This is a genomic window from Streptococcus porci DSM 23759, from assembly GCF_000423765.1.
Classification (GTDB): Bacteria; Bacillota; Bacilli; order Lactobacillales; family Streptococcaceae; genus Streptococcus; species Streptococcus porci.
The window spans coordinates 1-26,679 of the sequence record NZ_AUIP01000009.1 but is presented as its reverse complement, the minus strand read 5'-3'; the positions used below and the strand labels follow the sequence as shown (position 1 = coordinate 26,679).

At 40.9% G+C, this 26,679-nt stretch carries 23 protein-coding genes; 8 read left to right on the top strand and 15 right to left on the bottom strand.

Annotated features, from left to right (window positions below; translation table 11 throughout):
* Positions 1–103: 103 nt before the first annotated feature.
* Entirely contained in the window at positions 104–1,477 is a 1,374-nt protein-coding gene (locus G576_RS0103780; protein ID WP_027973469.1) for a TrkH family potassium uptake protein, read from the top strand.
* Positions 1,478–1,509: 32 nt separating this feature from the next.
* Positions 1,510–2,181, top strand: coding sequence for a potassium channel family protein (locus tag G576_RS0103775; protein ID WP_027973468.1), 672 nt, complete (start codon positions 1,510–1,512; stop codon positions 2,179–2,181).
* 98 nt (positions 2,182–2,279) lie between these two features.
* Here G576_RS0103775 and G576_RS0103770 read toward each other — a convergent pair whose 3' ends face one another.
* The 4 genes from G576_RS0103770 to G576_RS0103755 form a co-directional block, all read right to left on the bottom strand.
* On the bottom strand, positions 2,280–2,654 hold the full coding sequence (locus G576_RS0103770; RefSeq protein ID WP_027973467.1) for a DUF4430 domain-containing protein: 375 nt from the start codon (positions 2,652–2,654) through the stop codon (positions 2,280–2,282).
* On the bottom strand, positions 2,638–3,141 hold the full coding sequence (locus G576_RS0103765; RefSeq protein WP_027973466.1) for an ECF transporter S component: 504 nt from the start codon (positions 3,139–3,141) through the stop codon (positions 2,638–2,640). Before G576_RS0103765 ends, G576_RS0103770 begins: the two co-directional genes overlap by 17 nt.
* 69 nt (positions 3,142–3,210) lie before the next feature.
* Positions 3,211–4,344, bottom strand: coding sequence for a 5-methyltetrahydropteroyltriglutamate--homocysteine S-methyltransferase (locus G576_RS0103760; RefSeq protein ID WP_027973465.1), 1,134 nt, complete (start codon positions 4,342–4,344; stop codon positions 3,211–3,213).
* Between the two features lie 31 nt (positions 4,345–4,375).
* Positions 4,376–5,491, bottom strand: coding sequence for a 5-methyltetrahydropteroyltriglutamate--homocysteine S-methyltransferase (locus tag G576_RS0103755; protein ID WP_027973464.1), 1,116 nt, complete (start codon positions 5,489–5,491; stop codon positions 4,376–4,378).
* Between the two features lie 187 nt (positions 5,492–5,678).
* Here G576_RS0103755 and G576_RS0103750 point away from each other — a divergent pair, with 187 nt between their 5' ends.
* On the top strand, positions 5,679–5,957 hold the full coding sequence (locus G576_RS0103750; protein WP_027973463.1) for an acylphosphatase: 279 nt from the start codon (positions 5,679–5,681) through the stop codon (positions 5,955–5,957).
* A 109-nt stretch (positions 5,958–6,066) separates the two neighbouring features.
* A complete protein-coding gene (gene yidC / locus G576_RS0103745) occupies positions 6,067–6,981 on the top strand; it encodes a membrane protein insertase YidC (RefSeq protein WP_027973462.1) in 915 nt (304 codons plus the stop codon).
* A 254-nt stretch (positions 6,982–7,235) separates the two neighbouring features.
* On the opposite strand, the gene tuf is transcribed toward yidC, so the two are convergent.
* The 3 genes from tuf to ppc form a co-directional block, all read right to left on the bottom strand.
* On the bottom strand, positions 7,236–8,432 hold the full coding sequence (gene tuf, locus G576_RS0103740) for an elongation factor Tu (RefSeq protein ID WP_027973461.1): 1,197 nt from the start codon (positions 8,430–8,432) through the stop codon (positions 7,236–7,238).
* 2,337 nt (positions 8,433–10,769) lie between these two features.
* Positions 10,770–11,987 (bottom strand): cell division peptidoglycan polymerase FtsW, encoded by a 1,218-nt coding sequence (gene ftsW, locus G576_RS0103735; protein WP_027973460.1) that lies wholly within the window; start codon positions 11,985–11,987, stop codon positions 10,770–10,772.
* A 240-nt stretch (positions 11,988–12,227) separates the two neighbouring features.
* Positions 12,228–14,918 (bottom strand): phosphoenolpyruvate carboxylase, encoded by a 2,691-nt coding sequence (gene ppc / locus G576_RS0103730; protein WP_027973459.1) that lies wholly within the window; start codon positions 14,916–14,918, stop codon positions 12,228–12,230.
* A gap of 292 nt (positions 14,919–15,210) precedes the next feature.
* On the opposite strand from ppc, the gene pepF reads away from it, so the two are divergent.
* Genes pepF through G576_RS0103715 form a run of 3 tightly spaced genes read left to right on the top strand, consistent with a single transcriptional unit; the run spans position 15,211 to position 18,071 of the window.
* Positions 15,211–17,010, top strand: coding sequence for an oligoendopeptidase F (pepF, locus tag G576_RS0103725; RefSeq protein WP_027973458.1), 1,800 nt, complete (start codon positions 15,211–15,213; stop codon positions 17,008–17,010).
* Positions 17,003–17,479 carry a glutathione peroxidase gene (locus tag G576_RS0103720; RefSeq protein WP_027973457.1) on the top strand — a complete coding sequence of 159 codons (477 nt, stop codon included), beginning with the start codon at positions 17,003–17,005 and terminating at the stop codon, positions 17,477–17,479. The genes pepF and G576_RS0103720 overlap by 8 nt, the downstream gene beginning before the upstream one ends.
* Before the next feature lie 7 nt (positions 17,480–17,486).
* Positions 17,487–18,071: a GDSL-type esterase/lipase family protein gene (locus tag G576_RS0103715; RefSeq protein WP_027973456.1), complete on the top strand. Its 585-nt coding sequence runs from the start codon at positions 17,487–17,489 to the stop codon at positions 18,069–18,071.
* A 41-nt stretch (positions 18,072–18,112) separates the two neighbouring features.
* On the opposite strand, the gene G576_RS0103710 is transcribed toward G576_RS0103715, so the two are convergent.
* The 8 genes from G576_RS0103710 to G576_RS0103675 all read right to left on the bottom strand — a co-directional run bounded on the left by G576_RS0103710 (position 18,113) and on the right by G576_RS0103675 (position 26,043).
* Positions 18,113–18,805 carry a methionine ABC transporter permease gene (locus G576_RS0103710; protein ID WP_027973455.1) on the bottom strand — a complete coding sequence of 231 codons (693 nt, stop codon included), beginning with the start codon at positions 18,803–18,805 and terminating at the stop codon, positions 18,113–18,115.
* Positions 18,802–19,869, bottom strand: coding sequence for a methionine ABC transporter ATP-binding protein (locus tag G576_RS0103705; RefSeq protein WP_027973454.1), 1,068 nt, complete (start codon positions 19,867–19,869; stop codon positions 18,802–18,804). The genes G576_RS0103710 and G576_RS0103705 overlap by 4 nt, the downstream gene beginning before the upstream one ends.
* Positions 19,862–21,235, bottom strand: a complete 1,374-nt coding sequence (locus tag G576_RS0103700; protein ID WP_027973453.1) for a M20/M25/M40 family metallo-hydrolase — start codon at positions 21,233–21,235, stop codon at positions 19,862–19,864. Before G576_RS0103700 ends, G576_RS0103705 begins: the two co-directional genes overlap by 8 nt.
* 71 nt (positions 21,236–21,306) lie before the next feature.
* Entirely contained in the window at positions 21,307–22,191 is an 885-nt protein-coding gene (locus G576_RS0103695; protein ID WP_027973452.1) for a MetQ/NlpA family ABC transporter substrate-binding protein, read from the bottom strand.
* 106 nt (positions 22,192–22,297) lie between these two features.
* Positions 22,298–23,395, bottom strand: coding sequence for an alanine racemase (gene alr / locus G576_RS0103690; protein ID WP_027973451.1), 1,098 nt, complete (start codon positions 23,393–23,395; stop codon positions 22,298–22,300).
* 2 nt (positions 23,396–23,397) lie between these two features.
* Positions 23,398–23,757, bottom strand: a complete 360-nt coding sequence (acpS, locus tag G576_RS0103685; RefSeq protein ID WP_027973450.1) for a holo-ACP synthase — start codon at positions 23,755–23,757, stop codon at positions 23,398–23,400.
* 87 nt (positions 23,758–23,844) lie between these two features.
* The gene (locus tag G576_RS0103680) at positions 23,845–24,873 is read right to left on the bottom strand and encodes a 3-deoxy-7-phosphoheptulonate synthase (protein ID WP_027973449.1); all 1,029 of its coding nucleotides are present in this window, start codon (positions 24,871–24,873) and stop codon (positions 23,845–23,847) included.
* A 138-nt stretch (positions 24,874–25,011) separates the two neighbouring features.
* Positions 25,012–26,043, bottom strand: a complete 1,032-nt coding sequence (locus G576_RS0103675; RefSeq protein WP_027973448.1) for a 3-deoxy-7-phosphoheptulonate synthase — start codon at positions 26,041–26,043, stop codon at positions 25,012–25,014.
* A gap of 448 nt (positions 26,044–26,491) precedes the next feature.
* Here G576_RS0103675 and G576_RS13170 point away from each other — a divergent pair.
* Positions 26,492–26,679: hypothetical protein (locus tag G576_RS13170; protein ID WP_425423361.1), on the top strand; the 188-nt coding region annotated here is incomplete at its 3' end.

Here is a 26,679-nt window from a genome sequence, read left to right as displayed (position 1 = left end):
TCTTTTGTTTAAAAAATCAATTTTTATTAGAGTAATCTCTTGTCTTTAAACTAAATTCTGTTATGATATTCTTATTCTGACATCTTGTAAAGGAAAGATTATTGTGAAAGCATTCTTCAAACAGCTGACAGCTGCTCAAAAGCTCTGCCTCAGTTTTGTTCTTGTTATTATCACAGGGAGTGTGGTTCTATCTTTACCCTTCTTCCATCAAGCTGACGCTCCCTCCACCCATTACCTAGATCACCTCTTCACAGTAGTTTCTATGGTTTGTGTGACAGGATTGGCAGTTTTCCCAATTTCAGAAGTGTACAATACTGCTGGACAAATGGTATCTATGATTCTGATTCAAATCGGTGGATTAGGTTTAGTAACGCTCATTGCCCTTAGTTTTTTTACTCTGCGGCGCAAGCTCTCTTTAAGTGAGTTAACTGTCTTACAGAGCTCGCTCAGTCGTGAATCGAGTAGGCACCTTAACAAGTACCTCTACTCTGTTTATAAGTTTACCTTTTTTGTGGAGATAGTCTGCGCTTGCCTGCTTATGATTGATTTCATTCCACGTTTTGGTATCAAGCAAGGAATATTTAATGCCATTTTTATCGCCATATCCGCCTTCTGTAATGCAGGTTTCGATAATTTTGGAAGTAATAGTCTTATCTCCTTTCAAGGTAATATCTTAGTCAATCTAATAGTTGCCTTCCTTATCATCTCTGGTGGTCTCGGTTTTGCTAACTGGATTGATATCGTCCATCGCCTCAAAGACTATCTCAGAAGCAAGCCTCGTACCCTTCCGCTCGTTTTACGAAAGGTAAAAATTCAAACGCGCTTGGTCTTACTTACCACAGCCATTCTCTTAACTGTCGGAACAACCCTTACTTGGTTAATCGAAGGTCACAACCCAAATACTATTGGAATCCTTCCAGCTTCACAACAACTGCTGATTTCCTTTTTTCAAACTGTGACCATGAGAACTGCCGGCTTTGCTACTATTGATTATACTCAGGCTCATGCAGCAACTAATTTTCTTTTTATTATCCAAATGATTATTGGTGGCGCTCCAGGGGGAACAGCTGGTGGTATCAAACTAGCCAGCGCAGCCATCCTATTCCTACTCTTTCGCTCCGAACTGAGAGGAGAAAAACAAGTTATCTTTGCTAAACGTCATATTCCACAAAATCTGGTTAGACAAGTACTGACTATCTTAGTTTTCTTCTTTAGCGTCTTTATTACTGGCTATTTTCTTATCTTAATCGTTGAACCTACCTTTCCTCCCTTTGCTCTCCTATTTGAGACTGCTAGTGCTTTAGGCACTGTTGGAGTCTCCATGAACGTTACTCCCCACCTCAATATGTTTGGAAGAGTTATCATCATGCTATTGATGTTTATCGGTCGGGTTGGTCCAGTAACCGTTTTGCTCAGCCTTTCTCAAAAACAAAAAACTCCTATTACTTATCCTAAAATTGACATCAGTCTAGGTTAAGAACTATTATTTTTCAATAAAAGGAAACTATTATGACACATAAAATTATTGGCATCTTGGGCTTAGGACGCTTTGGTACTGCTCTTGCTCAAGAACTTAGCACTTTTAACCAAGAAGTTATTGCCATTGACAATAATCCTGAACTTGTCGAAGAAGCGGCAGATTTTGTCAGTAAAGCTATCATCGGCGATATGACCGATCTTGACTTCTTAAAAGCTGTTGGTATTGACCAATGCGATGTGGTGGTCATTGCTACCGGAACCAACTTAGAGAGTGCTGTTCTAGCTTTGATGCACTGTAAAAAACTTGGAATCCAAAATATCATAGCTAAAGCCAAGGACAGCATCCACGAAGAAGTCCTTTATGAAATTGGTGCCAACCGTGTAATTGCTCCTGAACGTGAGAGCGGGATGAATTTGGCCTCAACACTTATGCGCCATAAAATCACTGATATCTACCATTTGGAAGGGGATGTCTCTATTCTAGAATTCATGATTCCTAAAGAATGGGTCGGGAAATCTGTTACAGAACTCAATATTCGTCAAAAATTTGAGCTCAACCTCATTGGAACACGCACAGGAAAGGGAAAACCTCTTTCAACTGACTTCCCCATTAACCAGCCTCTTCAAGATGGAACTGTTATCGTTGCAATCTCTAATAATCGAACCTTTGAAAAGTACGACTACCTCGGATACTTGAAATAATCAAAAAAATCGGAATCGAGTCACCTCAAGCTTTTGGAGTAAATACCCAGCTTGAAACAACTTGTTTTCCGATTTTTTATTTTACATCACTTTTACAATCAGAATTTTTTTTGATAAAATTCGACCGTATCTCCATCATTTAGTTCAATCTGATCCGCTGCTTTGGGAGCCAATTCTCCATTGAGGTCAAACATCCAGTAAATCCCTTCTTTTTCGTCCTGTTCTTGACCATCAATAGCCGTTATAAAACCGTCCTTTTCCGTCACCTCATAGTTGGCTTTCAACAAATCCATAATAGTGTCACCCTTTGAAAAAGTCACTTTTTCGTCAATTTTATTGGTATCAATGGTGACCACCAAACGTGCCGTGAGCTGGCTTTCTGTACTGGTTTCCTGAGTAGCTTTGCCATTGGCACAAGCAACCAAGAACAGTGAGACAATGGTTAGTAAAACGAACTTAAAAATATGTTTCACGGAAAATTCTCCTAAAAATTAAATTGATTAGAGGGTAGAAAAGAACTGTTGCATAAGCGTGCGCTAGATTAAAAGTTATCCCTGCTGCCACATAGGTCCACCAAGGCATACCATAAATAATAGTAAAGAAACTATCAATAACTATCCCGTAGAGAAAGGACAAACTCCCTGCTAAAAAGGCCTGAATCAAGGGCCACTTTTTGATTAAAGGAAAAAACTGATGCCACAAGAGCAAAATTAGGGAAAAACTGATAATTTGAAAAGGTACCCAGATGCCGAAACCTAGTAAAAAAGAGGACAAAAGCATAGACAAAGCCATAACCAAAATTCCCTCAAGGAGACCAAAACTAACTACCAGCACCATAAAGAGGGCTGTTATGGGTTGCACATTCCCCCAGAAGGAGAAAAGCTGGCGCATGACAAGACTCAGAGCTATAAAAATAGCCATTCTAGTCAGCTTCTGCAAATCTTTTCGCTGCTCTTTCATACTGTCAGTCTAACCCAAAATACCAATCATGTCAAGATGAAAAGGAGCTTCCGCTCCTTTCTCTCTTATCTATCCCCAAACCTCATCGATGATTTCCTTGACAAGTGCCAGCTTTTTCCATTGGTCTTCTTCAGTTAGGATATTTCCTTCCTCAGTTGAAGCAAAGCCACACTGGGTTGACAGCCAGAGTTGGTCTAATGATAGATATTGGCTAGCTTCTTTGAGACGGGCAATGACTGCTTCCTTGTCCTCTAAATCAGCAAATTTTGAAGTGATCAGCCCAAGCACAGCTACCTTATCAGGATCCTTAAACTCTGCTAAGGGTTCAAATCCACCTGAACGCTCATTGTCAAATTCTAGGAAGTAGGTTTTTGCTGCTTCATCACCAAAAAGTTCTTTAGCGATAGGGTTGTAGCCACCCGATGACGCCCAGGTTGAATGGTAGTTGCCTCGGCAGACATGGGTATTGACCAAAAGTCCTTCTGGTACGTTTTCATAAACGTCATTATTAAGGGTTAAGAAAAGTTGTGCCAGTTCGTCACGAACCTCATCTTTAGTCTTTCCTTGGAGGCCTCCCCACATGGTTAGGAAATTATCATCTACTAGAACACCCCAAGTACAATCATCCACTTGCAAGGTTTGTAGACCTGCTTTGACCAAATCATCAACAACTGTCAAATAAGCCGCCTTAATATCAGCACGAAGCTCCTCAAAATCAGGATAAATCTCATTTAATTTCGTCACATGCTCAGCATCACGAATTAACTCAAAATAGAATTGTGATGGGGCTGGAATGGTTGTTTTGGCCTCGACGTTAGCTCCTTTTTCATCTACATAAGCCTTAAGAAATTGATATGCTGATACAAAAGGATGATTATCGCCTGTAATTTTACCTGCTATCAGGGCTGAATCTGCCTTGGTCGTTTCCCCATGAAAATGATAACCTTCCGCAGCTTGAACATGGTCAATTCCACCAAATCCCCAGAAAAAGTCTAGATGCCAGTAAGCGCGACGGAACTCACCGTCTGTCACTTTTTCAAGTCCAGCCGCAATCTGTTTATCCACCAAATTCTTAATGGCCTGATCTTCCACAGCAGTCAACTCTTCAGAGCTGATTTTCCCAGCCTCAAAAGCTGCTCTTGCTTCTTGTAATTCTTCTGGACGAAGAAATGAACCAACATGTTCAAAATATTTTTTTGTCATAAATTCTCTCCTATTTTAAATAGTCCATTAGCTAACCCCAAACGAGGTCAATCACTTCTTTAACAAGTTTCAATTTTTTCCACTGATCTTCATCAGTGATAAGATTTCCTTCTGCCGTTGAGGCAAAGCCACACTGAGTAGACAACCACAATTGCTCCAATGGAATATACTGACTAGCTTCCTTGATGCGGGCAAGCAGTTGTTCCTTATCTTCCAAACGTCCTTCTTTCGTAGTTACCAAGCCAAGAACTGCTACCTTATCAGGATTTTCAAAAGCTTCCAAAGGCTCAAAACCACCTGCACGTTCGGTATCGTACTCCAAAAAGTAAGCCGTCACATTTTCCTTTCTAAACAGTGCGTCTGCCACCTTAGTATAAGGACCCTCTGTCAAGTGACTTGACTGATAATTACCGCGACAAACATGAGTATTGATGGTCAAATCTTCTGGAAGATTTTCAATCGCCTTGTTATTGATATGAAGGAAATTATCACGAATCACCTCTTGAGGCACAGCACCCTTTGTCATCTTTTGATAAAAGTCATCATCCATGACGATGCCCCAGCTACAGTCATCAAGTTGGATTGTCCTTGCACCTTCTTCGTAAAGAGCTAAAATAGCAGAGCGATAAGCATTTGCTAAATCTTCTACTAAGTTTTCTTGATTTGGATAAACTTCCAAAGCCTTCTGAAGGTTGCTGCCACGCTGCAATTCAATCAAGCACTGCGACGGTGATGGAATGGTCATTTTAGCCTCAACACCACGTTCATCAGCCAATTTCTTTAAAAATTGAAAATGTTTGATAAAAGGGTGATTTTCCTTGGTGAATCCAATCTTCCCTGTTACAATAGCGGAATCATCGTTTGTCTCAACTCCAACAAAGTGCAAGCCTTCACCGTAATTCAACTTATCAATACCATCAAATCCCCAGAAGAAATCCACATGCCAATTAGCACGACGAAACTCTCCATCTGTAACCTTTTCGAGACCAGCAGCCACCTGCTTATCTACAAGCTCTGTAATCAGACGGTCTTCAACCGCCGCCAATTCCTCAGCACTGATTTTCCCAGCTTGAAAATCATTACGTGCTACTACCAGCTCTGCTGGACGTAAAAATGAACCGACGTGTTCAAAATACTTTTTTGTCATGATGCCTACCTCAATCTTTAATAACCTTATTTTATCAGAGGTTCCTATAGCTGTAAAATATATATTTGTTATGATTTGTGATAGTTTTTAACTATATAAAAACTCCCGCTTCGCCATGTTATAATGAAAGAAAAAGCGAAAGGAATTAAAATCGCTCAATCAAAGAAAGCGATCTCGGTAAGCTTATATGAAAAAAGTGAGATTGATCGTCAGCGGACGAGTTCAGGGAGTTGGTTTTCGCTATTCTACCTATGCTCTCGCTCTAGAAGTCGGTGATATTTACGGGCGAGTTTGGAACAATGACGATGGCACCGTTGAAATTTTGGCTCAATCTGAGGATTCTGCTAAAATGGCAAAATTTATTCAAGAAATCCGAAAAGGTCCTTCACGTTTTGCAAAAGTGACCTATGTGAATGTGACAATGACACATTTTAACGATTTTACCGATTTTCGCATAGCAAATTAAAAATACATCTTTAGAATGATTGAGAATTATTATAAAAAAAGGTAAAATAGTAATGTTACGTCTTAAAGGTAATTAAAAGACTCTATCATATACATAAAGGATATTAACTGTGAAAAAATTTCAAAAACGCCTTGTCCTATCAGGCATGGCTGTGTCAATGTTACTCTTATTAACAGGCTGTGTCAGTCGCGACAAGTCAGGTAATCCAACCGGTCTTATCTGGGATACTATCGGTAAACCAATGGCAAGCCTAATCAGTTTCTTCGCTGATAATATGGGGCTGGGCTTTGGACTAGGAATCATTATCGTGACTATCATCGTCCGCTTGATTATCCTGCCCTTAGGTCTCTACCAGAGTCGCAAAGCTGCCTATCAATCTGAAAAGATGGCTTACCTCAAGCCTATCCTGGAACCTCTTCAAAAGCGTATGCAGGATCCAAACCTTTCTCAAGAAGAAAAAATGGCAGCTCAAGCGGATTACTTTGCCGCGCAAAAAGAAAATGGCGTTAGCATGTTTGGTGGTATTGGATGTCTCCCACTTCTGATTCAAATGCCATTCTTCTCTGCTATGTACTTCGCGTCACTGCACACTCCTGGTATTGCCGAAAGCAAGTTCCTCTGGATGAGTCTTGGAAAATCTGACTATATCCTCATTGCAATCATCGTTGCTCTTTACTTCATCCAATCTTGGTTATCTGTCCAAGCAGTACCTGAAGAACAGCGTCAGCAAATGAAAGCTACTATGTATTCAATGCCACTCATGATGGCCTTCTTCACCTTCAGCCTACCATCAAGTGTCGGTCTCTACTGGCTTGTCGGCGGTATCTTCTCAATCATCCAACAACTAATCACAACCTACGTTATCAAACCACGATTACGCAAACAAGTTGAACAAGAATTTAAACTTAACCCACCTAAAAAGTTCAAAGCCTCAACAGCACGGCGTGATGTGACTCCACAGACTTCACAAGCCATTATCACAAAATCAAACCGCAACGCTGGGAAACAGCGTAAACATAAATAAGTAAGAACCGCCAAAAGCGGTTTTTTTCATAGTCATTTGAATTAGCTTTGACATATAGTCACTTTCGACTTGCCCCACTCTAGTACTGCCTGCACCTCAAATTCTTGTCTGAAAGCTAATTCATCCGACTGTACTTGTTCTAGATTCTCCAAGGTTTTGACATTTCCTATACAAAAAAGCCCCGACCTGAGCCGGGGCTTTACAATTAAAAGTTGTCTGACTTAATAATTGTTATTCTGGGAACTTAATTTAAATTAAGCTTCAATTTCTGAAACGATACCTGAACCAACAGTACGTCCACCCTCACGAATAGAGAATGTAGTACCTTGTTCTACGGCGATTGGGTGGATCAACTCAACGTCGATAGTCACGTTATCACCTGGCATTACCATTTCTGTACCTGCTGGAAGTTCGATTGAACCTGTAACGTCAGTTGTACGGAAGTAGAATTGTGGACGGTAGTTGTTAAAGAATGGAGTGTGACGTCCACCTTCTTCTTTAGAAAGGATGTAAACTTCACCTTTGAATTTAGTATGTGGGTTGATTGAACCTGGTTTAGCGATAACTTGACCACGTTCGATTTCGTCACGTTGAACACCACGAAGAAGGATACCTACGTTGTCTCCTGCAAGACCTTCGTCAAGTTGTTTACGGAACATTTCAACACCAGTAACAACTGCTTTTTTAGTTTCTTCTTTGATACCAACGATTTCGATTTCGTCGTTGACTTTAACAGTACCACGGTCGATACGTCCTGAAGCAACTGTACCACGTCCAGTGATTGAGAATACATCTTCGACTGGAAGAAGAAGTGGTTTGTCAGTGTCACGAACTGGTTCTGGAATGTACTCATCAACAGTGTTCATCAATTCCATAACGATGTCTTCGTACTTAGTGTCACCTTCAAGAGCTTTAAGAGCTGAACCTTGGATAACTGGAAGATCATCACCTGGGAAATCGTATTCTGAAAGAAGGTCACGGATTTCCATTTCAACGAGTTCAAGCAATTCTTCGTCGTCTACAAGGTCAATTTTATTCATGAAGACGATAAGGTGTTTAACACCTACTTGACGTGAAAGAAGGATGTGCTCACGAGTTTGTGGCATTGGTCCGTCAGTTGAAGCTACTACAAGGATAGCTCCGTCCATTTGAGCGGCACCAGTGATCATGTTTTTAACGTAGTCCGCGTGTCCTGGAGCGTCGATGTGCGCATAGTGGCGTTTTTCAGTTTCGTACTCAACGTGTGCAGTGTTGATAGTGATACCGCGTTCGCGCTCTTCTGGAGCAGCATCGATAGACGCATAGTCTTTTGGTTGGTTTACTGCTGATGGCAAGCGACGTGCCAAAACAGTAGTGATAGCTGCAGTAAGGGTAGTTTTACCGTGGTCAACGTGTCCAATGGTACCAACGTTTACGTGTGGTTTACTACGATCGTATTTTTCTTTTGCCATTGTGGAAAAAGCCTCCAATAAAATATATTTTATAGATAGACAGTAGGCAATACGGTCTAACTTTACCTTACTATTCTATCAAATTACCCAAGAAATGCAAGTCTTTTGTGTCCTTTTCACAAATTCCTTACTTCTCTAACTGATGAGAAGGCTGAATATCTGCAATCCGCACGTTGAAGATGTGTAGCACTCCTAGCACGGTTTGTTAAGATAATCACTAAAAATTGGCGTCATTCAGATCTGTATAGATTTTTCTATAGAAAGCGTATAGCTTGTCCAACTCAATATATGGCTTGAGCCAGAACAAAAAGAGATCCTAACAGAACTTACAAAAGCTGACAATAAAACCATTACTGCTTACATTTTAGATAAAACTATCTTTGCTGAAACTGCGGAAAACGAGCAAGAAGATACTACTATTACTCGTATATCAGGTGATAACAGCCGTATAGATAACGAGCAATACAAGGTTTTAAATAGAGCAACTCGATAGAAAAGATGAACAAATCATAAATCTTCAAAAAATTTTGGTGGAAATTTTTGAATAACATCCTTTTTAATCGAAAGCGTTTCCTTTTTTGCTATAATTATCTTGAGAATAGAGCAATAAATCTTTTTTATTAGAAAGTAGATGATCCCAATATACAAACTTTAATTATCAACATCCAACTTAGTTATGAAATGACGGTAAGTGATTAACATAAAAAAATACTACTTACTCTATTATTCGGTTGCTTAACATTATTTTGCTTCCCTACTTTTGCAAGCGTAGATACTACTGATGGACTTGTTGTAATCCAGAATTAGTCTATTCAAAATCAGGTTTCACATAAGTTGCAACTATTATTGATGGTGATACGGGAGAAGTTGTTGAGACCATTGAATTTATCCCAGACCTCTCTCGTGCTACAGTTAGTTCGCATACTTTAACAAGAAGGGCTACATTTGCGAGAACTAAAGTTCAATTAAGTGTAAATATCGAACTATACAATAGTGGTTCTTTCCGTCAAATAAACTCAGTTCAAGGTTATTACTTAGGAATAACAAATTCTATTACTAACACATATATTAAAGGACAAAATGTTAATGTTTGGTCTCCAAATGGATACCCTACAACAAGTATAAAGTATGCTTATAATGGTACTTTAACAGCAACTCTAAACAGTAGTGGTTCAGCTCAAGTTAAGGCAGAGTTATTAGGAGCTGGTTTTACCTTTGGAGGTACTATTGGAGGAACTTCATATTATAGAGTTCCATTTAATCTAAACGGAAATATTAGCCTATACTAATTTAAGGGGGTAGAACTTCCATGAATCAAAATATTCGTACATATTTGATTTGTATAAGTATTATTATTGCATCTATAATTTTAGGTGTTTCAATCTATAACGGATTTGACATTTTAGGTCAATATATAAATGATGGCCTAAGAATAATTAGCCAATCCCAGTAATAGGACCTAAAAAAAAAAACGAGGCTGGGCAAAAACTAAAACTTTAACCTTTCGGTTAAAATTTTAGCAATCAAAAATAGCTTAGAATCAACGTTTTTGATGACGAAATTCTAAGCTATTTTCTATTTTTAGGACTATTTGCCCAGCCTCGTTTTTTTGTTGCTTAAAGTCATCAAAGTTGGATAAAAATGACACAAAGTTTCTTCTTTAAAATAGTTTTTCAAAAATCTGATTGGGAATAGCTTTTTCTGTCAAATCCAGGATTTCTCCTCTCCGTTATCATTTTGACTGGCTTATTTTTCTACTTGTTTTTGGGCATTTTTTCAAAATAACCTAGAGGCTTCATGAGTGCAATTTTCTTTCTCTCATGTTTGTCTAAGTCTTTTTCATCCCCGCATAGAATCCATTTTGACTTTACTTTGAGAAAAGCTGAGCAGTTCTGCTATTTCCCTAACCATCAAATGTTGGAAATAGAAAAATCCAGAACTGGACGAAATCCTCCTCCACAAATCATCAAACACTGGTAAAGCGACTCGTAATCTATGTTATTAAAGCGTGCTGAAGTCTCGGCAGCAAAAACTCACGATAATATCTATTATAAGCTCGAATAGCTGTTCTATAAAGCCTGGTTGGCCTCTTATCAGCAGGTAGGACAATGTTAGTTTCTAAGAGTTAAATAAAAATCTAGTGGGAGCGTTTTAGTCTCTTCTTGTCTGATACCTGACATCATCAGCTAACGGATTGATTTCTTTGGTCACTTCTACTAGGTAATAGTCATGACCTGAACATGTCACCACCCTATCTCTTAATTTTTTTCTTCTCATCGGTAAGGAATTGACTAGAAATAGGCTACAAAAAAATCGCCCAAAGGACGATTTTAATTATTACAATAAGGTATCTTCTAGTTCACGGTAAATGACTTCACGTTTTTCATTGGCATCAATGTTAAGGACAAAGGCAATGGCAACCGATAAGACTAAGAGGCTATTCCCTCCCAACGAGAGGAAAGGAAAGGTTACTCCAGTTGACGGAATCAGACCTGAAATACCACCGATATTGACAAAAACTTGAACCAGCATCATACCACCTACACCTAAAGCTACCATACTGTTGAAAGGATCTTTGGCTTTAATTCCAACTAAGAAAATACGTAAGATGAGGAAAAAGACTAAGGCTAAGATAAGCGCAGCCCCCATATAACCCAGTTCTTCAATCACGATGGAAAAAACAAAGTCGGTCTGAGATTCGGGTAAGTAGCCTCGCTTTTCAATGGAATTTCCAAGCCCTCGGCCAAACCATCCCCCATTACTCATTGCATAGTAGGAATTGGCCAGCTGATGCCCAGCCCCTTGAACATCTTCGAAAGGGTTGAAGAAAGCAGAAAAACGTTTCGCAACATAACCAAAAACGGGTACCTTTGCTACCGTACGAACACCGACAAGAGAGATAAAGCCAAGTAACAAAGTAGATCCTGAAATAATCAGCGTCAGTAGACCGGAAAACCAACGAAAACCAATACCACTCACAGAAAACATGATGATTGCTGTCAAGATGATAATGGTCGCATTCCCCAAATCAGGCTGAAAAGCCACCAAAAAAATCATCAGACCTGAGTAAAAACGCCAATCCTGAATCTTTCTAGGAAAAAGAGTTCCTCTCATCAGAGATTGGTAATCATAGATTTCTACTTCCTCTTGCCGTCTAGAGAAAGTCAGGGCCAAGTACCAGATGATTAAAACCTTGAGATACTCAGCTGGCTGGAAAGTAATTAACCCTAAGACATCAATCCACCCGTGGGCACCATTGACCGTTTTTGTGAAAAAGCGCGAATAAAGGAGCATGGCAATTTCAATCCAGATAGCTGTCGTGACTACACCTGGTTTTTTCAAAAAATCAAGTTTCAGGCGGTAAATAAAGGTAATGGCTATTAAACTCAAAAACCAGAAAATGGTTTGGTTTAAAACAGATTTGAAAGGATTTGCCCCAACCTGCACCAATGTGGCACTGGTCGTCGAATAGATGATTATTAAGCCTATAACCGAAAGAGCTAGGTAAGGCAAAAAAATGGAATAATTCAATAAATGCCGTTTGTTTATTTTCACTCGTAAGATACCAAGAGCATGATTATACTGAAAAACGCAGCGCTTTTTAGAAATTTAGTTTTTCCAAAAACTAGCTAGTTTGCGTCAGCCTTTGTTTATCACAAAGCCTTCATGCTCAATCCTTTTCTATTCATCATAAGTTCAATCGCCCCTTATTATAGCATGTTTTTAAACAGTTTGCTAACACAGAGAATGGAGGATTCCTTTTGGTAACCCTCCATCTTCATCGTTTTCAGTTTATTAACCTGAATTGCGCAGACCTGTGGCAATACCGTTAATGGTGATATGAACCAGCTTTTCTTCCTGATCCGTCAGCTGACCAGCACGGAGGCGATTGATAAGCTCAATTTGAATGTAATTGAGCACATTGAAGTAAGGCAGACGATGGTCAAGACTGGCTTTCAGATTTGGTAAATCTTCTAGCAAATCCTTGTGTTGTTCGATGGCTAAAATGACATTTTTGGTCATTTGCCATTCGTCCAATATGATATTGAAAACTTCACGTACTGCTTGATCTTGACACATCTGAGCGTACTGAAAGGCAATGTTCATATTTGATTTTGATAGAACCATGTCCACATTAGACAGGAGAGATTTAAAGAAGGGCCAACTTTGATACATTTCTTGAAGCAAAGCCAAATTACCATCAGCTTGGTCAATAAAATGCTTAAAGCTAGAGCCTACACCATACCATCCTGGAAACATAATTCGATTTTGTGACCATGAGAAGACCCAAGGAATGGCACGGAGGCCTGAAATTTCAGTAATAGTCTTACGAGCTGCAGGGCGGGAGCCAATATTCAGACTAGAAATCTCCTTAATCGGGCTTGCTGTCATGAAATAATCGTAAAAATGCGGATTACCAAAAACGAGATCACGGTAGATGCGGTTGCTATCTGCTACAATTTGATCCATGGCAGAGCGGTAACCGTCAATCTTATGACTATCTACGATTTGGTTTGTCACCATGCGACCGAGAGTTGCTGAAACCAGCATTTCTAGATTGTAGTAGGCGGAATCCTTATTGCCATATTTGTTTCCGATAACCTCACCTTGCTCTGTCAATCGAATCCTATCTTTAATGGTACCGAATGGTTGTGAAGTGATGGCATCATAGGATGGACCCCCACCGCGACCAACCGTTCCTCCACGACCATGGAAGAAAGTGATTTTAACCCCTTTCTCTTCCCCAATCTTAGTCAGTTCATTTTGAGCTTTGTAAAGAGTCCAACCTGATGATAAATAGCCTCCATCCTTGTTAGAATCTGAGTAGCCAAGCATGATTTCCTGATAACCATCTCGGCTGGCAACCCATTTTTTGACCAAACCAAGTGACAAATAAGCCGTCATGGTCTCTGTCGCCTTGTCCAAGTCCTCAATAGTTTCAAAAAGTGGAACAATCTGCACACGGGCAGCTTGAGCATCAATTAAGCCAACTTCTTTCAGCATGATGGCAAGCTCCAGCATATCTGACACGCTTTCGGTATGAGAAATGATGTGTTGCTTGATGATTTCCTCACCTAGTTTATCTTTGAGTTCACGGGCAGCTTGATAAATAGCAAGTTCCTTTTGGAGTAACTCTGATTTTTCTACGTTTGTAGCTGACAATAGACGTGGATCTTCCGTTAATTCTTTCAAAAGCAGGGCACACTTGGATTCTTCGGACAGACTACTGTAGTCGTCCTCGATGTTTGCTGATTTGAGAAGTTCTGCGACACAGGCTTCTTGAACAGAAGAATCTTGACGCATGTCGATTGAAGCCAGATAGAAACCAAAAATTCGCACCGCTTCAAGTAATTCAGCCAAGTCCCCCTTGACCAGATTTTCTCCCCTATTTTCAAGGAGGGAATTTTTGATGATAAGTAGATCTGCCTCAAAATCAGTGGCTCTTTCATAACGGGGACTGATGGTCAGATTTTCCGTCAGATAGGCTTTGGTATTGGTTAATTTTTGACTGATATAATGGAAAGCCTTGCGGTAAAGTTCTTTTTCGCGGTAGATGGAGGCGTCAGATGACAGCTCTGCTAATGTTTTAACGCCATCAGAAGCATCAACCAAGCCAACTGATAGGGCGAATGAATCGTAAAGCTCTGCTATTTTTCCAAGATAATAAGTCAGAATAACCTCTGCCTGGGTCTCCGCAGAGAGTCGTAAGGTCTCTGCAGTCACAAAGGGGTTCCCATCACGGTCTCCGCCAATCCACATGCCCATGGTGATTGGTTTTGGAGCGGAAAGTTCAATCCCTTTTGCTTCTGCCAAACGCTGATACTCAGCCGTTAAATTGGTAATCGCTGGAATGAGTGAACCTTGATAATACTCCGTCACATTGGTAATTTCATTTTTAACCTTGAGTTTTTTCTCACGGATAATGTCCGACTGCATCATAAGAGCAATTTGGCGACGCAGTTCATCCATCCACTTATTCTTATTGAGCAAGCCCATGCGGACATCACGATAACGGCGCAGGAGAACATGAATTTTCTGAGTCAATCCCAGCATGGTTTTACGCTGCACCTGAGTTGGGTGTGCCGTCAAAACAGGTACGACATTGGCATTTTGTAAAATCGCTGTTGCTTCTGGACTAGCCGCCACCTGATTGATAGTTGTGGAAAGTTTACCAAGATAGTCCTGACCAATATTATTTTGATAATTGACCTCATATGCCAAATCCACATCCTCTGAAATGTTAATCAAAAGAGGCAAAATGGCAAAGTAACGCGCAATAACTTCCATTTCAGCCGTAGAAATACCGGCGATTTCCTGTTCCAAAAGCTGGTACTCACGTCCTTGAGAAAGTTGGGTCAACTTTTTAATACGATCAAAGGTCTCCTGACCTGATAAATGCAATACCGTCTCATCAAGCATATCAGTCAGAATCATCACTTCTTCTTTAATGACTCGACCGGTGCTTGTCGCCTCTAGTTTTTCCATACATGTACTCCTTTAAAGTATGATGCCAAAGGAGGAAGCCTCTAATCTGGGAAATCACCCCCAATAGTCTCCTAACTCCTTAATGATAGAAATTGCTCAGAAAATCTAACAAAAATTATCTGACAATTTTCACTTGACTTTCCCATTTTACTACTTTTTAAATAAAAAGAACACTAAAAAAACAATTATCATTACTTTTGTTCGGAAAAATGACGGAGCTTCAGGCAAGCACTGACAAAATTTCCTGTTTTTGCTATACTGAGAAAGAAAATTTAAAAGGAGAAAAACACTTATGGAACTCAAACCACGTACAGAATTCCCTGAAAACGAACTCTGGGATTTAACAGCTCTTTACAAAGATCGCGAGGACTTTCTTCTTGCTATCGAAAAAACATTGGCTGACATCACAAGCTTCCAACAAAATTACGAAAATAATTTAAACAATGTTGATGATTTTACCCGAGCCCTGTATGAATTAGAGCAGATTTACATCCAGCAAAGTCACATCGGAAACTATGCTTTCATGCCTCAGACTACTGATTTTAGCAACGAAGAATTTGCAGCTATTGCTGCTTCAGGAGATGACTTTATGACTAAGGCTGGTGTGGCGCTCAGCTTTTTTGACACGGCACTAGCCCAAGCTGATGATCGTATCCTCGATGAGTTAGAACAAAATTCTGATTTTAGCTCTGCCATCCGTCAGGCAAAACGTCAAAAAGCTCATCTCTTAGCGCCTGAAGTTGAGAAGGCTATCACCAACCTACGGGAAACCTTGAATGCTCCTTACCACATTTACACCAAGATGCGGGCTGGTGACTTCGCTATGGAGGATTTTGTCGTTGACGGAAAAATCTACAAAAACTCCTTTGTCACTTATGAAAATTTCTACCAAAATCATGAAAATGCAGAAATTCGTGAAAAATCTTTCCGTTCATTTTCAAAAGGCTTGCGCCTCCATCAAAATGCTGCCGCAGCAGCTTACCTAGCTAAAGTTAAATCTGAAAAACTCCTAGCCGACATGCGAGGATATGACTCTATCTTTGACTATCTTCTGGACGACCAAGAAGTGGACCGCTCCATGTTTGACCGCCAGATTGATTTGATTATGAATGAATTTGGCCCTGTAGCTCAGAAATACCTTAAGCACGTGGCACAGGTCAACGGTCTTGAAAAAATGACCTTTGCTGACTGGAAATTAGACATCGACAACGAACTCAATCCAGAAGTTTCCATCGACGATGCCTACAACTTAGTCATGGAATCTGTGGCACCGCTTGGCCAAGAATATCGTCAAGAGGTAGCTCGCTATCAGACTGAGCGCTGGGTAGACTTTGCTGCCAACCAAAATAAGGATTCTGGTGGTTATGCCGCTGACCCTTACCGCGTTCATCCTTACATCCTCATGAGTTGGACAGGTCGTATGTCTGATGTTTACACCCTCATTCATGAGATTGGACACTCAGGTCAGTTCATCTTTTCAGACAATGCCCAAAGCTACTATAATGCCCACATGTCCACCTACTTTGTCGAAGCACCATCAACTCTTAATGAGCTTCTTCTCAGTGATTACTTGGAAAATCAGTTTGACACCCCACGCCAAAAACGCTTTGCTCTTGCTCACCGATTAACTGATACTTACTTCCACAACTTCATCACACACTTGCTGGAGGCAGCATTCCAGCGCGAAGTTTATACCTTAATTGAAAATGGTGGAACTTTTGGAGCTGACAAACTAAACAGTATCATGAAATCTGTTCTTCAAAAATTCTGGGGTGATGCTGTTGAAATTGATGACGATGTAGCTCTGACTTGGATGCGTCAAGCTCATTATTACATGGGGCTTTACAGCTACACTTACTCAGCCGGGCTTGTCATTTCTACCGCTGGTTACCTCAATATCAAAAAGAACCCAGACGGGGCTAGCCAATGGCTGAACTTCCTTAAATCTGGTGGTAGTAAGACCCCCTTGGAGTCAGCCCTCATCATCGGCGCCGATATTTCTACTGAAAAACCGCTACGCGATACCATTGCTTTCCTGAATGATACCGTTGAGCAGATTATAGCTTATAGTCAGGAGTTGGAGAATGCCTAACCTCTACGATTTCACTGTTAAAAAACAAGATGGGACTGACTTTTCGCTCAGCCATTTCTCAGGAAAAGTCTTACTGATTGTCAACACTGCAACTGGATGTGGTCTAACACCTCAATACGAAGGACTACAAAAGCTCTACGACACCTATCAGGAGCAAGGCTTCGAAATCCTCGATTTCCCCTGCAACCAGTTCAAAAATCAGGCGCCCGGAACAGCCACGGATATTAACAATTTCTGTAGCCTTAATTACCAAACCACCTTCCCACGTTTTGCCAAGATTGAGGTCAATGGCAAAGCTTCTGACCCACTTTATCAGTGGCTCAAGCAAGAAAAAAAGGGGCTCTTAGGTCAGTCTATCGAATGGAACTTTGCTAAATTTCTCATTGATCGTGAGGGGCATGTGGTCAAACGCTTTGCACCTACCACTCCTCCTGAGAAGATTATTGCCGAAATCGGAAAAATTCTGTGAAAAAGACATGAATACACTCCTTCTCGGCGATAGCCTCTTTGCCCGACACGAAGGTGAAAATGAGCCACATATCAACTCTTCTCTCAAACAATTATTGCCAGCAATCGACATCCTCAATCTAGCTCACTCAGGTGATAATAGCTATGATTTATTGGCAAAATTAGATTGTCACGATCTTTCCGGTCATGATGTGGTCTTTGTTTGGATTGGCGCAAACGACCTAGCAATTCACAAGCAAGTTTTTCTGGGCGAGTTTCAGGAAAATCTAAACCAGATTAGTCAAAAATTACTCAAGCTTTATGATAAAGAACAGCTGGTCTTTCTAGGACTAACCCCCATTGATGAGAACAAACAGGACTACCGAACCAATCGCTTAGTCACCTATTACAGTCAAGTGGTTGAAAAGGCAGCTAAGGCATCAGGTTCTGCCTTTATTTCCATGCAAGAAACTTTTGAGCAATCTGACTATCCTTTAGAATTCGTCCTAAAAGGCAGGCTTAATGATGGTCTTCATTTTGGTAGTGTAGGTTATGCATTACTAGCTAATACCATATGTGATTATCTTTCAATAATAAAAAAAGCAGACGCCTAATCATCTCAATATCAGATGATTAAAGCGTTCGCTTTTTCTTTTTATCGGTGACTTATTTTTCGCGTTAGCAAATCTCCTGTCAACTGAATGGTGACAATAAGAGAAAGAATAATCAGTGTTGCTACCCAAGTCACGTCATGGTGTGAGCGGCCATGTCCGTAAGCAATAGCGACACTACCAATTCCTCCACCACCAATAGCGCCAGCCATTGCCGTTTCACCTACCAATGAAATCAGAGTTACCGTAGATACACGGATTAAGTCCGGTAAACTCTCACCCAAGTAGACACGAATAATGTCAAAATTTGTCGCACCTGAAGCCTGTGCTGCCTCAATCACACCACGATCAACCTCAGCCAAAACCACCTGCACCTGACGAGTGAAAAAGGCAAAGGTTGCCACAGATAAAGGAACAATAGCAGCCGTTGGTCCAAGGCTTGTCCCTACCAATATGAGGGTTATCGGTGCAATTAGGGCTAGCAAAATAATGAATGGTACCGCACGAAAGACTGAGGTCACTTTATCAAGAACATGAAAAATAGTCTTATTTTCAAGAACGCCTCCTGGAGCCGTTAAAACTAGAAAGAGCCCGGTCAACAGTCCCAGACTTCCCCCGATAATAAAAGCCCAAAAAGTCATGTAGAGCGTTGTGTAAATGGCAGCTAACCAGCCGTTTTCACCAGTCAAGCCAATCTTATAAACATGGGGAAGGTTTGTTTCAATCCACTGTATCATTTGCTACCTCTTTTCAATATGGTCAAACTCACTCCAGCCTCTGTGATAGCCCGCTCAGCAGCAGCTAGAGAAGCCGCCTCACCAGACAAGACTACTATCAATTCACCTACTGGAGTGTCGTCCAAAATTTCAATGTTTCCGTATAAGATATTTGCTGTTACTTCAAAGCGTTTGTAAAGATCATTCAAAAGTGGCTCATCAGTCGCATGTCCGGCATACTTAAGCTGAACTAGCAAACTATTTGGCTCCATGTCCTGAACGATGTCCTGCTTTTCAATCTTAGTCAAGGCTTCGTCAATACCCGTTGCAGTCGTAATGAATTCTTGAGTCAGTTCTTGCTTAGGGTTAGAAAAGATTTCTAGCACAGATCCCTCCTCTATCAAGTGCCCATCCTGCATCACAGCAACACGATGACAGATATCTTTGACGATTTGCATTTCGTGAGTAATCATGACAATCGTCAGCCCTAACTTGCGATTTAGTTTTTGCAAAAGCGCCAGGATTTGCTTGGTTGTTTTTGGGTCAAGGGCTGAAGTTGATTCGTCAGAAATCAAAATCTCTGGATCATTAGCCAGAGCACGCGCAATAGCAACACGCTGCTTTTGTCCACCTGAAAGCTGAGCTGGATAGTTATCAGCACGATCAGCAAGGCCTACCAAGCTCAACAGTTCTTCAACTTTAGCTGCACGCTCAGCCTTTGTCAAATCTGAGTGGCGCAGGGCAAAGGCAACATTCTGACGAGCTGTTTTTTGAGCCATCAGGTTGAAATGCTGGAAAATCATACCAATCTTTTGGCGCTTATAACGCAACTGAGCCGGAGTCAGTTGAACCTCTCCTTCTGCATAAGTCACGTCACCTGCTACTGTGATTTTCCCTGCGGTCGGCACCTGAAGCAGGTTAATAACTCGGACAAGAGTTGACTTCCCCGCTCCTGAATAACCTACAATACCATAAATCTGTCCCTTATCAATGGACACAGACACATCTTTGACCGCCTCAATCACGCGCTTTTTCTGGTGAAAGGTAATGTCAATGTTTTCTAGTTGAATAATCGCTTTACTCATAAGATTTAATTAACTCCTCAATCATTTCAATATGGGTGTAGTAATCTGCCAGCTTGGCATTTTCATCTCCTCCGTGGTCGCGACTGTTAGGATTTCCCAACCCAAAAGACACAATCGGAACGTTAAGCGCTGCAAAAACCTGATGCATCGGACCTGTTCCAGCTGTGGTCGGCAGAACAGCTACACCTTTGGGCGAGAATTTTTCAGCAATTTTAAGGGTATTGAGAATGGCTGGCGCTGTCATGTCGCTACGATAGCCTTCCTCTCCCAAGGTATAAATAAGTTTAACCTTATCAAAGCCATTTTTTTGCAGTTGTTTTTCAATTTTAGCTAACACAGCATGTGGCTCCATACCTGGCAGCAAGCGGACTTCTAGCTTAGCCTTAGCTTGACATGGCAAGATAGTCTTGACTCCATGCCCCTGATAACCAGTTGAAAATCCCTGAATGCTTAGAGAGGGCTCAAAGAAGAGGCGTTCAAGCAAATGATCCTTATCCTCTGTCAAAAACGGCAACTGCAGGTCATAGAGTGCCCGTAATTCATCCTCTTCAATATAAGCATATCGGCGCACCAAGTCTAGCTCACGCTGGGTCGGCGGCCTCACCCCGTCATAGATACCATCAACCAAAATGCGACCATCTTGTCCACGAAGACTGGATAGCGCATTGATTAGATACCAAGAACTACTATCAATCACTCCACTAAATTTGGAATGAATATCGACCTCTGCACTCTCAACTACCGCATCAAAGGTTACAATTCCCTTTGTCCCACCAGACAGCTCCATCTGACCTTTAGCGTTAAAAATGCCCTGTTCCCAAACCAAAAGGTCTGCTCCTGAAAGGTGATCTTGGTATTTTTCCAAATACTTTTCTAAATCTACTGAAGCTGATTCTTCAGCACCTTCAACGATAAAGATGATGTTAACAGGTAAGTCAGTTGCAACTTGACGGTATTTTTGTACCCCTGTTAGCCGAGCTGTAATATGTCCCTTATCATCATCAACACCGCGACCGTACATATAACCATCACGAACGTCCAAAGTGAAGGGATCCACTGTCCAAATCTGATCGCTATCTGCTGGCTGCACGTCATAATGATTGTAAAAAATCAGAGTCTTAGCGTCAGCTTTTTGGCTGCTAAAGATTGCCATGACAAAAGGAGCTGTATAAGTGTCATCAAAAATAACCTGAGCTCCCGCCTCCTCAAAAAGTTTTACCAGCTTCTGAGCTGCCTCCTGAAGACCGATATTTTGCGCATAAACACTTTTAATGGCAACCAAATCTTTCAAATCCTCAAAATATTTTTGAGCCAGAGAGTCGCCATAGAATTTTTCCAACTGCAGTTGGTCACTACTTGCTACCATATTATCCTTCTTTATTTTTCAGTAAAAACAAATATAGCGTGTTTTCACACGCTGATATGTTTTTTAAACTCTTACTCAAAAGTTGGTGCACCTTCCCAAGCTGGAATATCAACACCTTTTGAGGTTTCATTAATGACTTTTGCAACTTTGTCTGTTTGGTAAACAGCAATCAATTTTTTAATTGCATCAGCCTTATCTGACTTCTCCCAATCTTTTTGAGCGGCAATGATGTTCACCCATTGTTTAGAAGCTTCATTAATTTCTTCTTTGAAAAGAGTTGTATCGTAGTCAACTCCTGCTGACTGCGCAAAGCTATTGTTAATAATTGCGGCATCAACAGAGGCAAGGTTTGCAGCGATTTGGTCCGCTTGCACTTCTTTGATTTCGATATTCTTTGGGTTTTTGACAATACTCTTCAATGTTGCCAATTCGTTTTCTGCCACTTCAAGTTCAATTAAGCCAGCACTTTCAAGGACATAGAGGGCACGACTTTCATTTGTCGCATCGTTGGGTACTGAGACAACTGCCTTATCAGGCAATTCAGAAATATCTTTGTACTTAGCTTTATCACCTTCTAGACCTGAGAAAAGACGAATTGGGCTGAGGAGAGTATCTGCTGCCGCTACCAAATCACCATCATTTTCAGTATTCCAGTTATTCAAGAAGTTGTAGTGTTGGAAAGCATTGACATCCACTTCACCATTGGCTAGAGCTGTGTTTGGCTGTGTGTAGTCGGTAAACTCAACAAAGTCCAACGCTACCCCTTCTTTTTTAGCCAAGGCTGTAACTTCATCCCAAAGTGGCTCAGTCGTATCATCAAAGGCCATCACACCAACTTTCAATGCCTGCTCACCGCTATCAGCCTTATCAGCTTTTGATGAAGACGGAGCGCAGGCTGCCAAAAGTGCCGTTGCTGCTAAGGTTGTTGTCAATCCGAGAATTTTTTTAATAGTCATTGTTTAAATACCTCTTCTAATTTTCTGATGAGACTATTATGCCACAGGAAGATATAGATTTCAAATTGTTAAAAACAAGCTTTCCCTATAGTTTTAAACTATAACATTACTGATATTGACGAGGAACACGTTGGCTCAAAAGGCAGAGCACTTCATAATTGATGGTTCCACGATGTTCGGCGATATCGGTCGCTGAAATTTCCTGATTCCTATTTTTTCCAATCAAGGTTACCTCAGTTCCCAAAGGATAATAGTTTGGAAGTTTGATTGTCATCTGATCCATGGAAATGCGACCTACGATTGGACAAAATTGTCCGTCAACTAAGACCTGAAAATCTTGCGTATCTCTGGTCCAGCCATCTGCATAACCAATAGGAATCGTGGCAATAATTTCTTCACCACTGGTCTGATATGTAGCACCGTATCCAATATTTTTCTTTCCATAAAGTTTTTTTACGTGAACAATCTGAGAAGAAAGACTAAGTGCTGGTTTGAGCTTGTATGGCAATTCCAAAATCTTACCGCTTGGATTGAGCCCGTAGATGGCAATTCCTAGACGGACGGCGTTAAAGATACCTTCTTGGTGCCAAAGGCTGGTCGCTGAATTGCTCGCATGTATAATGGCTGGGACTTGATCTAGTTGAGACAAGTGTTTTTTAAAGCTCTGCAATTGTTCCAAAAAATAGGACTTGTTTTGCTCATCAGCGGTCGCAAAATGAGTAAAAATACCTTCAACTTCAGCCCCAGCTTCCGTCAAACGATGGAGAGCTTGAATCGTATCAGCACTATCTCGAAAACCAATCCGTCCCATACCCGTATCCAGCTTGAGGTGGGCTTTTAACCCCTTCAACTGGTAAGAACTAGCAAAATCTAACCATTCTAGACTAGCTACCGTCACCGTCATTTTTTGAGAAATGGCAAGTGGCAACTCTTCTGGCATGATGACTCCTAAAATCAAGATAGGCTTGGTCAATCCAGCCTGCCGCAACTCCAGTCCCTCATCTAGATTGGAAACGCAGAAGTAATCCACTTGAGACTCAATATGCTGGGCCACCGCGACCGCCCCGTGTCCGTAAGCATCAGCTTTGACCACTGCAAATATCTGAGTTTTCTCTGGTAGACGGCTCTGGATGGTGTCAATATTGCTAGCAATAGCAGACAAATCAACACTGGCTTTGGTTGGACGATGAGTACTTGAAACCATATCTATTCCTCACTACTTTCTAAGATGACACTTGCTTGAACAAAATTTCCGCTATGGGATATAGATAGGTGAATCCTGCCATCATAAGGTGCTTTGGTGACTCTCGGTGCCCCTTTCTCATCTTTCAAAATCTCAATATCTTGAAAGGATAGACTAACAAAACCCGTTCCCAAAGCTTTTGAAAAAGCTTCCTTGGCTGCCCAACGTCCCGCTAAAAAGGCGACGTTGCGAGGAGCTTTAAGCTTTTCAAAAAGTTCCAGTTCTTTTTCAGTTAGAATTTTTTGGGCAAAGCTCTGCTTTTTGTCATAAGCCCTTTGGATAGCAGAAATATCTTGTAGGTCAATACCGTGTCCGTAAATCATTTTTTCTCCAAGAAAAAACTAGCCTGAGCTAGTTTCATTTTCTTTATTATACCACAATTTAGAATTTCAACCTATTTTAAAACTAAATTACGACAAGGTTGAGTAAATTTCTCGAATAAGCCCTTCTGTCTTTTCCCAGCCAAGACATGGGTCTGTGATTGATTTTCCGAAGATTTCTGGGCTGTCTTGACGACCATCTTCCAGATAAGACTCTATCATGAATCCGCGGACATATTTACGAATTTTTTCATTCCAGTCGCGGTTGATAAGCGTTTGGCGGACGATACGCACCTGTTCCAGATAATTTTTCCCTGAGTTATCATGATTAGTATCGATAACGATAAACGGGTTTTTCAACCCTATTTTTTCGTACTGAGCAATAGCTTTGAGTAAAATATCGTAGTAGTAATTTGGTTCAATTTCCCCATGTTCATTGACCGCACCACGCAGGATAACATGCGCCAACGGATTTCCATCCGTTTCAACTTCGGCGTTGTGGAAGATAAAATTCTGGCTATTTTGTGCCGCGTAAATGCCATTAAACATGACATTGAGATTGCCAGAAGTTGGATTTTTCATCCCCACTGGAACATCGATACCTGAGGCAACAAAGCGGTGCTCCTGATCCTCAACCGAGCGGGCTCCGATTGCGTGATAAGACACCAAGTCATCAACTAAGCTTAAATTTGATGGATAAAGCATTTCATCAGCAGTGGTTAGACCAGTTTCTGTAATCACTCGATAATGAAGATTACGGACAGCTGCGATTCCATTGATCAAATCCGGCAACTTTGAAGTGTCCGGCTGGTGCATCATCCCCTTGTAGCCATCACCGTTAGTACGAGGTTTAGCTGTATAGACACGCATGACCATAAAAATCTTGTCTTTTACTTTTTCTTGAAGGGCTGACAAGCGCTTAGCGTACTCCAAAACAGCATCTTCATCGTCTGATGAACATGGACCGATAACTAACAAGAGCCTGTCGTCTTCTCCCTTGATAATGCGAGCCAACTCAGCATCACGCGCCTCTTTGATTGTTAAAAACTCGCCTTCTAGCTTTGATAACTCTTTTACTTTTGCAACGTCAATAGTAGTAGATTTTTGATGAATAGCCATATCTTAAGATTAAGAGGCACAGTTTATATTTCCGTGCGCAATTCCTTTCTATATTTTCAGAAACTCTAACCGAGTTTTCTTCGTTGATAACCAACTAATGACTAGAATAAGTCATCGGTCTCCCAATGACTTACCTACTTATTTTCCTAAAGTATCGTAAATTTCACGAACTAATTTTTCCGTATTTTCCCAGCCGAGACATGGATCTGTGATTGACTTCCCATAAACGTCTGGCTGATCTTGACGGCCGTCTTCAATGTAAGATTCAATCATGAAACCACGGACATATTTGCGGATTTGTTCATTCCAATCACGGTTAATGAGGGTTTGGCGAACAATACGGATTTGTTCCATGTATTTTTTCCCTGAATTATCATGGTTGGTGTCAATCATGATGAATGGATTTTCCAAATTCATACGCTCGTACTGCTCGATGGTGTCCAAAACATTATCATAGTAGTAGTTGGGAATATTCTTACCATATTCATTGACCGCTCCGCGCAAAATAGCATGGGCTAGTGGATTACCAGAAGTATTGACTTCCTCACCATTAAAGAGAAAATTCTGTTTTGCTTGTGCCGCATAAATCCCGTTAAACATAATGTTGAGATTTCCTGAAGTTGGATTTTTCATGCCTGTTGGCACGTCTATTCCTGAGGCAACAAAGCGGTGCTGCTGATCCTCAACCGATCGAGCTCCAATAGCGATGTAAGATACTAGGTCATCAACCAAAGTCAGGTTTTCTGGGTAAAGCATCTCATCGGCCGTCGTAATACCAGTCTCCGTGATGACACGATAGTGGAGGTTACGCACAGCTTTGATACCATTAATCAAGTTTGGCTCGCCTTCTGCATCTGGCTGATGAACAAGTCCCTTGTAGCCATCACCGTTGGTCCGAGGCTTGGCTGTATAAACACGCATAACCATGAAAACACGGTCTTTGACCTCTTCTTGAAGTTTAGCCAAACGATTTGCATAATCAAGAACAGCTTCCTCATTATCAGACGAACATGGACCGATAACCAAGAGAATGCGATCATCTTCTCCACGCATAATCGCAGAGAGTTCTGCATCACGCGCCTCTTTTTTTGCCAAAGCCTCGCCTGTCAGTTTTGACAAGTTACGGACTTCCTCCACATTAATTTTTTCACTTGCTGGTGTAAATGTCATTTTATTTCCTCATCATTGTAAAATTATGCCTATTATAGCACAAAGTCACATATTTTCCAAGGTATTTATCAGAAAATTTAGGCAATAATACTCCACGTATTTTCAAGCTTCTAAATAGTTTATCAGCGCTGCAATTTTCCCCTGACCATCCATCAGTCCAATACTGTAATACCATCAATTGATATCAATACTTCAGTTGTAACAATAACAGTTGGAAAATTTGCCTTGAGCTCCCTGAAGCAATAAGGTACAAATAAGGTAAATTTTGAGGTGAACTTTTGAAAAAAACATCAAAAACATACTAAGATTAGTAGTGAAGAAATCTCCGACGGGAGAGAGTAGTCACTACTTTTTCTTTATGTTAAAGTAGAGGTGTCTTGTTAAGTCGAGAACTCTTTTGACGCTAGACGTCGCATCAAAAACTGGCAAGACACCTGTTTTAGAAAGAATGTTATCAAAGTATGTGGGACGCCAGACGTCGAGTATTGAAAATGACATCACTAAAACAAGGAATCATTCAAGACAAAGAGGTAATATCATGCGTGCAGTTTTTGGGATTGATGTGAGTAAGGCAAGTTCAGAAGTGGCCATTCTAGTCAATGGTGAGAAAGTTCATGGCTATACCATGTCCAATGA